We start from the raw sequence: 10,326 nt of genomic DNA, 5'->3' as shown, positions 1-10,326 counted from the left end.
ACCCGGCACCCAACCCTGTTGCGACCCATGCGACATTGCTGCCGCACGCCGTGCCGCCTTGCGCCAATGCCCGGCTGGCTCTCTTTGCGATGCGCAGGATGGGCGCGCGGGGCTTGTCCGATGCTCCCGCCACGCACGCCATGATCACTGGCTTCGGGGAGAGTTTCCGCCGGCCGCTGGTGCTGATGCGCGCTTTCATGGCCGATCTGGCCAGCGCGGCGCAGTGCCCGATCTCGATCGCCCCCTGTTGCTGTGGGCGGATGACCCCGGCGGAAAGCATCCTGCTGACGGTGCTGGCACGCACCGAAACAGCACCCGAAACCGCGCATTTGCTGCTCGCGGACCTGCTTGGTCTACGCCATGCCGATGGCGTGCTGGCCAGCGCGACCGCGGTGACTCAAGCCTTTGCCGATGCGGGCCGGCCGATCGCGGCCTAACCCCGCACGCGGAGCGCCGCGAGTTTCTCGGTCGCCCAGCGGTACATATCCGCCTCGGCCGCGCGCTGTTGCCGGTCAAGGCGCTTCATCCGTCCTTCGACCTCCTCCAACACCGCCCGCGCCTTCTTTTCCCAGCCCTGGTCGAGCAGCAAGGCGGCGTAGCGGCAACGCCCCTCTTCACCGGGCAAGCGGGTGACGAGATCGGCGTACAGCGCAAGCGCCTCCTCCTTACGCCCGAGCAGCTCGAAAATACGCGCCCGAAGCAGGCCATGTCGGTCGCGATCGCTCTGGGTACTCGGTGCGGGATTCGCGTCGAGCGTCGCCAATGCCTCGGCCGCCGCGCCGGTCTCGAACTGGGCACGCGCCAGCTTCTCGCCGGTCCGCATGTCGATCGGCCCGCGCTCGGTCGCTTCGCGGTACAAGGGTAGCGCATCGTCGTACCGGCCCAGTTCGGCGAGCGCATCGGCCAGCCGGATACGGTTGGCGGCGGTATCGGCCAGGTCGAGCGCATCCCGCGCCGCGCGAACCTCGCGTTCCGGATCAAGCTTCGCGACCACGCTCGCGCGCGCCGTGCGGACATGGCGGTTGCCTCGCAGCCGCGGATAGACCTCGATCGCCAGATAGGCGATCGTTCCCGGCCCGGGCAGGAACATCAGCGCCATGATCCACAATTGGTTACGGCCGTTGCGGATCACATCAATGATCAGCATCACCTGAACGGCGAGAATCGCGAGATAGATGATCATTCGTCGTCGCTCACCCGGGCGCCGGCGCCGGCTTTCCGCACACTCTCGACGACAAAACCACGCTGCCACAGCACCCAGAGCAGGATCATGCCGGGCAACGCCACGACCATGGTCATGATCCAGAAGCCCGGCCAGCCGAACTGCTCGGCGGCATAACCGGCCGGGACCGACAGCCAGGTGCGCCCGACCGACGCGAGCGACGACAGCAACGCGAACTGCGTTGCCGTATAGGCAAGGTTCGACAGGCCCGACAAATAGGTCACGAACACCGTCAGGCCGATGCCGCTGGTGATCTGTTCGGTCGCCACCGCAATGATCAGCCAGGTGTCCGAATGTCCCTGGAGTGCGAGAATCACGAACATCAGGTTGCTGAACATCATCAGCAAGCCGGAAATGAACAGGGCGCGCCCCATGCCCAGCCACGCCATGAACGGAGCGGCGAGCGCGATGCCGATGATCAACCCCCAAAAGCCGATCAGCTTGTTGATCGCGATGAATTCGGTGTCCGAGAACCCCAGTTCGACGATCATCGGGTTGAGCATCGATTGCCCCATCGCATCGCCCAGCTTGTACACCAGCACGAAGAGCAGAATGAGGATCGCGCCGCGTCGTTTGAGGAATTCGGCGAACGGCCCGATCAGCGTCGCCTGAATCCATTGCGCGGCAGACTGGCGTTCCTGTGGGATGACGCGGTCATGGCTGCCGGGTCCGGCCCAGAATGCCGCGATGATGCCCGGTATGATGCAGAAGCCAGTAAGCCCATACGCCACCGCCCAGCCCAGGTTCAGGCCCTCGGGAGAGGCCAGTGCGATCGTCCCGACACCGGCGAAGAACGCACCGAGGCGATAACCGAACTGATTATTCGCCGTACCATGCGGCAATTCTTCTTCGGACAGGATTTCAATACGATAGGCATCGATGACAATATCCTGAGTCGCCCCGAGAAACGCCGTCGTGATGGCCCAGAAGGCGAAGACACCGAGATGCATTTCGGGCTGGCTCGCGCCGAGCATCCAGACCGAACCAAACAGCAGCGCCTGAACGAAGAACAGCCACGCCCGGCGCTGACCGAACAGCCCGGTGAGAATGGGCAGCTTCAACCGGTCGACCAGCGGCGCCCATAGGAACTTGAGCGCATAGGGCGTGGTCAGTCCGATCGCGAACCCGATCGTCTTCTTCTCGATGCCGACCTTCGCAAGCCAGAAAGTCATCGTGCCGAGCAGCAACGCGAGCGGAAAGCCGCTCGATATGCCGAGCAGGAGTGCCGCGAGCGGACGTGCCCGCAGATATGGCGCCATTGTCGCGAGCACGCTTTTGCGTTCGCCGTCCACCACACCGTCCATCAACTCTTGCTCCCCGCGCTCAAGGGGCAGAGACTAGCGTCAAAAATGGAGAGAGGAAGCGTCATGAACGCCCCCGTGAAGATCACGCGACCAACCGAGGGCCAACTTGCGCTCGCCGCCATCCTGGCGAATGGCGGGTCACGCTCCAATGCCGGTATTACCCATATCGATGCCACCGCTTACACCGACCCGGCCCGCCATGCGGCCGAGCAGGAGCGAATCTTTTCCAAACTGCCTTTGGTCATCGCGCCGTCCGCGCTGCTGCCCCGGAACAATATGGCCGTCCCGCACGACGGATTCGGCAAGCCCCTGTTGATCGCGCGCGACAAGAATGGCCTGGCGCACGTCTTTCTCAATGTCTGCCAGCATCGTGGTACGCGGCTGGTCGAAGGTGGCGAAGCGGTCTGCGCACCGCGCCTGACCTGTCCCTATCATGCCTGGAGCTACACTCTCGATGGCGCGCTCGCCGGCCTACCCCGGCCCGACGCCTTCCCCGGCCTGGACAAGACGCGGTTCGGGCTCAAGCGCTTGCCGACGCGCGAGGCCGGCGGGCTGATCTGGTTCGCGTTCGACGAGCAGGCCGATTTCGCCGAGTCCGAGGCGCTGGGCCATGATTTCGACGCGTTCGATATGGCCGGCCAATATCTGTTCCGCCGCCGCACGCATGATGTCGCGGCGAACTGGAAGCTGATCATGGATGCGTTTCTCGAAAGCTATCATGTGCTGCGGCTTCACGCCGCCACCATTGGTCCGTTCTTCAAGGACGGGGTCTCGACCGGCGACCGCATCGGCCCGCACCAGCGTTCGGTGGTCGGGCGCGAAGCGGCGCTGGCGGCGGCCCAGTCGGACGACTGGCCGACGCTGCGCGCCGCGATGACCTACACCTATCAGATGTTTCCCGGCACCGTGCTGATCGTCAGCCCGGATTACATGAACCTGATGACCCTGATGCCGCAATCGGAAGGCCGCGTGCTGGTCGAGGACTTCATGCTGATCCCCGAGGCGCCGGCGACCGCGAAGGCGCTCGCGCATTGGGAGAAGAGCTGGAACCTGCTCGATGGCGGCGTGTTCGCGTCGGAAGACTTCCGTGCCGCTGCGCTTGGCCAGGAAGGACTGGCGTCGGGGGCGATCGATCGATTGACGCTGGGCACGCTGGAAACCGGCATGCGCCACTTTCACGACGAAGTGGAAGCGCGGCTCTAAGCCGCCTTTTCGAACAGCTTCAGCCCACTCGGCAAGCGCCTGGTCTTCCTGCCTTCGAGCACGGCCTCGATCACGTCGATCGCGGTGAGCAGGTCGCGCTGCGCATAAGGTTTGGCCAGGCAGCCCACCGCGACATCCTGCCCGCCCGCCGGGCAATCGCCAGTCACGAACATCACCGGCAAGCCATGCGCATGCGCCTCGCGCGCAACATCGATGCCGCTGCCATCGGCCAGGCTGATATCGACCAGCACCAGGTCGATTTCGTGCCCGTCGCGAATCACCGACATCGCGTCAACGACGCGATCGACCGTGGCGACGATCTCGAATTCGGCTTCACGCAGGAAATGTTCCGTGTCGAACGCTACCAATGGGTCGTCTTCCACGATCAACAGCTTGCAAATTCGCCGTTTTTTCTTGCCGAACAACATCGTCCGGGGGTCCGCCTTTACACTCCGGTCCGGGAAGAATCCCCATAACCTCGTTACGCCTGCGTCCCTTAACGCGCCGCAGCGCGATCTGCCGCAACATTTTTTTCGGGTCACCCCGCATTTTGCCTGTATCAGCCGGAATGTGACCCAGAATAAGCCCCCCAATGCCGCACCCAGGGAATCTTCGCCCAGGGATTCGCAGCGCATCGCCAAGTTGCTCGCGCGCGCCGGCATCGCCTCGCGGCGTGAAGTCGAACGCATGATCGCGGAAGGCCGCGTCGCACTGAATGGCGTCGCCATCGATACGCCCGCGACGATCCTGACATCGCTGGCCGGCGTGACCGTCGATGGCAACCCGGTCCAGGCCGCGGCGCCCGCTCGGCTGTTCCTCTATCACAAGCCTTCGGGCCTGCTGGTCACCGAACGTGATCCGGGTGGCCGCCCGACCATCTACGACAAGCTGCCCAAGGATCTGCCGCGCCTCGTGCCCGTCGGCCGGCTCGATCTCAATACCGAGGGCCTGTTGCTGCTCACCACCGATGGCGAGTTGAAGCGTCAGCTCGAACTGCCGGCGACCGGCGTCGAGCGCGCCTATCGCGCGCGCGCCTATGGCACGGTGACTCAGGCGCAGCTCGAGGACCTGATCCATGGCGTCGAGATCGAGGGCGTGCGCTACGGATCGATCAACGCCAATCTCGAACGCCGCACCGGCGCCAATGTCTGGATCGAGATGATCCTGACCGAAGGCAAGAATCGCGAAGTGCGCCGCGTGCTCGAATATCTCGGGCTCAAGGTCTCGCGCCTGATCCGCACCCGTTATGGTCCGTTCGTGCTCGGCGATCTGCCACCGGGCGATATCGGCGAAGTGCGCCAGCACGACGTCGTCGCGTTCCGCAAGAACCCGACCCGCAACCCGCCGCCCGAGCGGCTGAAGCAGGACGAGAAGTACAGCGCCCGACCGAGGCCCACACCGGTCGTGGCCGGCGCGCGGCGGCCGCCCTCGTCCGCCCCGCGCCGTGCAGAAGCGCCGGGCGATCGGCGCGTCCCATCGGCTGGGCCAAGGGCGCCGCGTCCCGAACCGGTCGCGCTCGGCGACAAGCGGCCCGCGCGTCCCAAGGCGCCGGCCCCGCGCATCGATCGCGCCGCGGCGTCGCGCGCCGACCGCGAATCCTTCACTGACGCGCGGCCCCCGCGCGCGCCTCGTGGTCAGAAACCGGGCGGCCAGAAACCGAGTGGCCAGAAACCGAGTGGCTGGGCACCCGATACGACACCGGGTGCAGGTGAGCGCCCCGCGCGCGATGCCCGCCCCGTCAGCGGTGCGGCACCCAAGCCGAAGCGCTTCTACGACGCCAAGCCCAAACAGGGCGCGGGCGGTGAGGCCGGCGATCGGCCCAAGCGCGTCTTCAATGCCGAACTGGGCCGCAACGTCCGCGCCAAGCCCGATGCGCGGTCGCCGCACGGCGACCGCCCGGCCCGTCCCCCTCGCGCCGAACGCAGTGCCGATGCCCGCCCGTCATCGCGCCCGACCAAACCTCGCGGCGGCGGCAAGCCCGGCGGCCCGGCGCGCCCACCGAAAACGCGGAAGTAAGAGCATGCGCATCATTGCCGGCACCTGGCGCGGTCGCCAGATCATTGCGCCGAAGGGTGACGCCACCCGCCCCACCGCGGACCGCACCCGCGAGGCCTTGTTCTCGATGCTGACCAGCCGGCTGGGCGGTTTCGAGGAACTGGCCGTGGCCGACCTGTTCGCCGGCTCGGGCGCGCTTGGCCTGGAGGCATTGTCGCGTGGCGCGGCGAGCTGCGTGTTCGTCGAGCAGGACAAGGCGGCGCTCGACGCATTGCGCGCCAATCTCGCCAAGCTCGAGACGAAAGGCGATGTCCGTCCGCAATCGGTGCTCGCTCTGGCCCGCATCACCCAGCCGCTCGACCTGATCCTGATGGACCCCCCTTATGGCACCGGCGCCGGCGCGGTCGCACTCGACAAGCTGTCGCGCCTTGGCTGGACCGGCCCGGCGACCTGGATCAGCATCGAAACCGCACGCGACGAGACAGTTGCGGTCGACGGCTTCGCGATCGACGTCGAGCGGGTCCACGGCAAGGCCAAGCTGACGATCCTGCGCGCCGTTTAAGCGCGCTCTTCCCTGTACGTTTCGAGCCCCAGTCGTTTCGAGCGGCGTCGCTCGAAACGATCGGAGGCGGAAATCAGATCGCAGTGGGGGGCCGCTTCAACAGCATCAACCCGCCCAGGCTCAACACGCCAGCCACGACCAGATATGCGCCGACCAGATTGAGCCCACCGCGTTCGGCCAGCATCTGCGCAAAGATCGGCGCCAACGCCCCACCGACGATCCCGCCGAGATTGAACGTCACCGATACGCCGGTATAGCGCACCCCCGGCTCGAACAGCGACGGCAGCCAACCACCGAGCGGCCCATAGGCAAAGCCCATCGCGAATAGCGCGAAGGCCAGCCAGGCAAACACCACGAACAGCGACGCGGCGCCGAGCATCGGCCCCATCAACAGGCCCGCAATCACGCATCCGGCAAAGCCCAGTTTGAGCATCGCCGCCGCACCCCGGCGGTCGGCCCAGATGCACGACATGATCACCCCGAGCGCGAGGAACAGGACCGCGCCGATCTCCAGCCCGAGAAACACCTGTCGACCATGACCCAGCGTGGTGGTGCCGTAACTCAGCGCAAAAGCGGTGGTCAGGTAGAAGAGCGCAAAGCACGCGATCACCCCGACCGTCCCGGCGATCGTCGGCCGCAAATGCGTGCGCAGCAAGGACGCCAGCGGCACCTTGGGCAAAGCTTCCTGCGCCGCCGCATCGAGGAACGCCGGCGTCTCGGTCAGCTTCAACCGCACCCATAGTCCCAGCCCGACCAGCACCGCGCTCGCCAGAAAGGGCAACCGCCAGCCCCAGTCGCGAAATTGTTCGTCGGTCAACAGCACGCCGAGGATCAGGAAGAAACCATTGGCGGCAATGAAACCGATCGGCGCACCAAGCGGCGGAAACATGCCATAGCGATTCTCCCAGCCACGCGGCGCATTCTCCACCGCGAGCAGGCTCGCTCCACCCCATTCGCCACCCAGCCCCAGCCCCTGCCCGAAGCGCAGCACGCACAGGATCAACGGCGCGACCCAGCCGATCTGATTATAGCCGGGCAGGAACGCGATCAGCACGGTCGATCCGCCCATCAGCATCAGCGAGGCGACCAGCGTGGACTTGCGCCCCAGCCGGTCGCCGAAATGCCCGAAGATCGCGGCGCCCAGCGGCCGCGCGAAAAAGGCCAGGCCGAAACTGGCATAGGACAGCAGCAATTGCGCCGACTGGCTCTCCGAAGGAAAGAAAAGCGGCCCGAACACCAGCGCAGCCGCCGTCGCATAAATGTAGAAATCATAGAACTCGACCGAGGTCCCGATCAGGCTCGCAAGCAGCACGCGGCGCTGCGCTTTCATCGGATGAGCGGCTGGGGAGCTGGTTGTCATGCCGCAGCGTTCGCGCGACGCACGACGTCGGTCAAGCCCGGCACATCCGTCGAAGCGGAAGGAAGGCGGATACACGCCCACCACAAGCTCAGCCCGAACGGGGAAAGATGCCCCCGCTCAACCCCGACCACGCTCCAGGAACCGCCGGGGTGGTCGAACAAAAATCGACTCAGTGCGCCGCGCTGGTCTGCACCATCGTCAGCATCAGCCAGTAGAGCCCGCCCGACAGGCACATCGCCGCCGGCAGCGTCATGACCCAGGCAAGCGCCATGTTGCGGATCGTCCGCGCTCGCAAGCCATGACCATTGGCGACCGACGCACCCGCCACGCCGGAGGTGAGAATATGCGTCGTCGACACCGGCAAGCCGAAGCGCTCGGCCGCCAGGATCACCGACGCGGCAACGATCTCAGCCGACGCGCCCATGCCATAGGTCATGTGGTTCTTGCCGATCTTCTCGCCGACCGTCACCACGATCCGCTTCCACCCGACCATCGTGCCGAGGCCCAGCGCGATCGCGACAGTGATCTTGACCCAGAGCGGGATGAATCGCGTGCCCTGTTCGAGCATGCCCTGATATGCGCCGATCGCTTTCAACTCGGGCTCGCTGAAGCGCGTGCCCGCGTCCTTCGCCTTGGTGATCAGCCTGGTCGTGTCGAGCACCAGATACATGTCGTTGCGCAGGTTCGGCGTCGCTTCGGCTGGCACGTTACGCAGCGCGCCATAATTGCCGACGCGCTGTGCAAGGCCGCGCGACACGGTCTCGATCGCGGCATAGACTTGCGGCGTATCGACCGTTTTGACTTGCAGCGCCCGGGTCAGCACGCCGCGTGCCTCGGCCGGAGCGACCGTCACGCCGCCCGCTTTGGCGTCGAAGGTCGCGCCCGCGCTGGTCGCGGCGGCAACGAAGGCCGGGGTTGCCGAAGTCGGCAGCGAGCGGTTGAGCGCATAAGCGGTCGGCGCGCAGCCGATCAGGATCAGCATGATCAGGCCCATGCCTTTCTGCCCGTCATTGCCGCCATGCGCGAAGCTGACCGCGGTGCAGGTGAAGATGAGCAGCGCGCGAATGCCCCGGGGCGGCGGCGCGCCTTCATCGGGCTGTCTGTAGAGTTTCGGGTTGCGCGCCACGCGCCGCATCACGAACAACAGCAGCAGCGCCGCGGCAAAGCCGATCAACGGCGCCATCCACAGCCCGGTCAGCACCTTGTACGCCTGGCTCCATTCGACGCCGGCGGTGCCGCCCTTGGCGCCGGACTGGATCAGCTGGTTGGCCAGGCCGACGCCGAGGATCGACCCGATCAGCGTGTGGCTCGAGCTGTTGGGCAAGCCGACATACCAGGTCGCGAGATTCCACAGCACCGCTGCGAGCAGCAGCGAGAAGATCATCGCGAAGCCGGCATTGCTGCCCACATTGAGGATCAGGTCGACCGGCAGCAAGGTGATGATCGAATAGGCGACCGCGCCGCTTGACAGCATCACGCCGAGGAAATTGAAGAAGCCCGACCACACCACCGCCAGATGCGCCGGCATCGAGTTGGTGTAGATGACGGTCGCGACCGCGTTGGCGGTGTCGTGGAACCCGTTCACGAATTCGAAGCCGAGCGCGATCACCAGCGCCAGCGCGAGAAAGGCAAACGCCCCGAACGCAAGCCGTTCGCCTACATCATGCGTGTCGGTCAGCACGCTGAGCCCGGCATAAACGAGCCCGCCGAGCAGCACACCGATAAAGACCCATTTCGCAATCGGATGCGAGCGTGAGTCGAACCGGCCGCGTAAGGCAAGTTCCGGCGACTCGGTAACGGCCGCGGGGAATGTGGTAGACATGGTCACGCCCTTGCGCGCGAATGTGACAATCACATGACAGCCGGGCGCCGGCATGGCCGGCCGGCCCGGGCCGTTCAGCCCTGAAGCACCGTCGCCATCAGCGGAATCACTGTATTCAGCGCCTTTAACGGCCGCAGCATCACCTTGAATTCGGTGATCAGTCCGGCATCGTTCCAGCGGATCATATCGACACCCTCGATCTCGATCCCGTCTATGCTCAGCGCGAATTCGAGCACCACCGACCGTTCGCCATGCCATTCGTGTACATAGCGAAAGCTGTCATTGTTGAGCACGACCATCGCTGCGCTGAGATATTTGATCACCAGCGCCTTGCCGGCCTGTGGCCGATGCACCGCGGGCGACAGGAACACCGCATCCTCGGCGATCAGCGCATCGAGCTTCGCCGGGTCATTGCCGTCGATATAATCATGCCAGCTTCCGACGACGTCCATTCGCATCTCCTTCAGCACATATGCGCGCCAAATGGCATTGCCCCGCGGCAGGGCGAGATCATCATCACCGTTCCATCGATCGCATCATATGCTCAGCGCGAATTCGAGCACCACCAGTAGCAGGAACACCGTATCCCCGGCAATCAGCGCAAGGAATTATACCCTTCATTCTATTTAATGCCCGCACTCTCTTTGAGTAATTTCACATAAATGAAAGAAAGCACCGAAGCCGTAGATATGGCAAATAATACTACAAAAATTGCTAATTTTATAATATCGGGCAGATATATCATGAATGGCAATCCAATTAGAATACCAAATCTTATATTTAAAAATGACATCCGTCCCTTAGCATCAAGAGTTTTTAGAAAATAGTATGAAGAACAATATTCAACAATTACAGAAA

General features: G+C 64.5%; 11 protein-coding genes. 4 read left to right on the top strand and 7 right to left on the bottom strand.

From position 1 onward, the window contains the following. Nucleotides 1–35: 35 nt before the first annotated feature. Nucleotides 36–437, top strand: coding sequence for a DUF6628 family protein (locus OO12_RS16340; protein ID WP_034159795.1), 402 nt, complete (start codon nucleotides 36–38; stop codon nucleotides 435–437). On the opposite strand, the gene OO12_RS16335 is transcribed toward OO12_RS16340, so the two are convergent. Together OO12_RS16335 and OO12_RS16330 are read right to left on the bottom strand one after the other, a co-directional pair. Further along, on the bottom strand, nucleotides 434–1,183 hold the full coding sequence (locus OO12_RS16335; protein WP_034159794.1) for a tetratricopeptide repeat protein: 750 nt from the start codon (nucleotides 1,181–1,183) through the stop codon (nucleotides 434–436). The two genes, OO12_RS16340 and OO12_RS16335, sit on opposite strands and share 4 nt — an antisense overlap. After that, nucleotides 1,180–2,526, bottom strand: coding sequence for an AmpG family muropeptide MFS transporter (locus OO12_RS16330; protein ID WP_034159793.1), 1,347 nt, complete (start codon nucleotides 2,524–2,526; stop codon nucleotides 1,180–1,182). The genes OO12_RS16335 and OO12_RS16330 overlap by 4 nt, the downstream gene beginning before the upstream one ends. A 63-nt stretch (nucleotides 2,527–2,589) precedes the next feature. On the opposite strand from OO12_RS16330, the gene OO12_RS16325 reads away from it, so the two are divergent. Further along, the gene (locus OO12_RS16325) at nucleotides 2,590–3,729 is read left to right on the top strand and encodes an aromatic ring-hydroxylating oxygenase subunit alpha (RefSeq protein ID WP_034159792.1); all 1,140 of its coding nucleotides are present in this window, start codon (nucleotides 2,590–2,592) and stop codon (nucleotides 3,727–3,729) included. On the opposite strand, the gene OO12_RS16320 is transcribed toward OO12_RS16325, so the two are convergent. Then, entirely contained in the window at nucleotides 3,726–4,157 is a 432-nt protein-coding gene (locus OO12_RS16320) for a response regulator (protein ID WP_034159791.1), read from the bottom strand. The two genes, OO12_RS16325 and OO12_RS16320, sit on opposite strands and share 4 nt — an antisense overlap. Nucleotides 4,158–4,416: 259 nt before the next feature. Between OO12_RS16320 and OO12_RS16315 the strand changes: the two genes are divergently transcribed. Together OO12_RS16315 and rsmD are read left to right on the top strand one after the other, a co-directional pair. Continuing rightward, nucleotides 4,417–5,745, top strand: coding sequence for a pseudouridine synthase (locus OO12_RS16315; RefSeq protein WP_443024571.1), 1,329 nt, complete (start codon nucleotides 4,417–4,419; stop codon nucleotides 5,743–5,745). 4 nt (nucleotides 5,746–5,749) lie between these two features. Beyond that, a complete protein-coding gene (gene rsmD / locus OO12_RS16310; RefSeq protein WP_034159789.1) occupies nucleotides 5,750–6,286 on the top strand; it encodes a 16S rRNA (guanine(966)-N(2))-methyltransferase RsmD in 537 nt (178 codons plus the stop codon). A gap of 73 nt (nucleotides 6,287–6,359) precedes the next feature. On the opposite strand, the gene OO12_RS16305 is transcribed toward rsmD, so the two are convergent. From OO12_RS16305 to OO12_RS29155, 4 genes are all read right to left on the bottom strand, one after another. Continuing rightward, nucleotides 6,360–7,646, bottom strand: coding sequence for an MFS transporter (locus tag OO12_RS16305; protein WP_052215954.1), 1,287 nt, complete (start codon nucleotides 7,644–7,646; stop codon nucleotides 6,360–6,362). A gap of 169 nt (nucleotides 7,647–7,815) precedes the next feature. After that, entirely contained in the window at nucleotides 7,816–9,468 is a 1,653-nt protein-coding gene (locus tag OO12_RS16300) for an inorganic phosphate transporter (RefSeq protein WP_034159796.1), read from the bottom strand. Between the two features lie 74 nt (nucleotides 9,469–9,542). Then, complete coding sequence (locus OO12_RS16295; protein WP_327196030.1) at nucleotides 9,543–9,920, bottom strand: nuclear transport factor 2 family protein; 378 nt, start codon at nucleotides 9,918–9,920, stop codon at nucleotides 9,543–9,545. A gap of 170 nt (nucleotides 9,921–10,090) precedes the next feature. Then, nucleotides 10,091–10,326, bottom strand: a 236-nt coding sequence (locus OO12_RS29155; protein ID WP_235364831.1) for a hypothetical protein, incomplete at its 5' end; no start/stop codon positions are given.

The organism is Sphingomonas sp. ERG5, from assembly GCF_000803065.1.
Classification (GTDB): Bacteria; Pseudomonadota; Alphaproteobacteria; order Sphingomonadales; family Sphingomonadaceae; genus Sphingomonas.
Note: the sequence above shows the minus strand (reverse complement) of the source record. Positions and strands in the feature narration are given on the sequence as shown.

Excerpts from the sequence above, each read along its gene's own strand:
- OO12_RS16295 (WP_327196030.1), bottom strand. The coding sequence starts at position 9,920 with ATGGACGTCGTCGGAAGCTGGCATGATTATATCGACGGCAATGACCCG.
- OO12_RS16315 (WP_443024571.1), top strand. The coding sequence starts at position 4,417 with ATGATCGCGGAAGGCCGCGTCGCACTGAATGGCGTCGCCATCGATACG.
- OO12_RS16325 (WP_034159792.1), top strand. The coding sequence starts at position 2,590 with ATGAACGCCCCCGTGAAGATCACGCGACCAACCGAGGGCCAACTTGCG.
- OO12_RS16300 (WP_034159796.1), bottom strand. The coding sequence starts at position 9,468 with ATGTCTACCACATTCCCCGCGGCCGTTACCGAGTCGCCGGAACTTGCC.
- OO12_RS16330 (WP_034159793.1), bottom strand. The coding sequence starts at position 2,526 with ATGGACGGTGTGGTGGACGGCGAACGCAAAAGCGTGCTCGCGACAATG.
- OO12_RS16335 (WP_034159794.1), bottom strand. The coding sequence starts at position 1,183 with ATGATCATCTATCTCGCGATTCTCGCCGTTCAGGTGATGCTGATCATT.
- rsmD (WP_034159789.1), top strand. The coding sequence starts at position 5,750 with ATGCGCATCATTGCCGGCACCTGGCGCGGTCGCCAGATCATTGCGCCG.
- OO12_RS16305 (WP_052215954.1), bottom strand. The coding sequence starts at position 7,646 with ATGACAACCAGCTCCCCAGCCGCTCATCCGATGAAAGCGCAGCGCCGC.
- OO12_RS16320 (WP_034159791.1), bottom strand. The coding sequence starts at position 4,157 with ATGTTGTTCGGCAAGAAAAAACGGCGAATTTGCAAGCTGTTGATCGTG.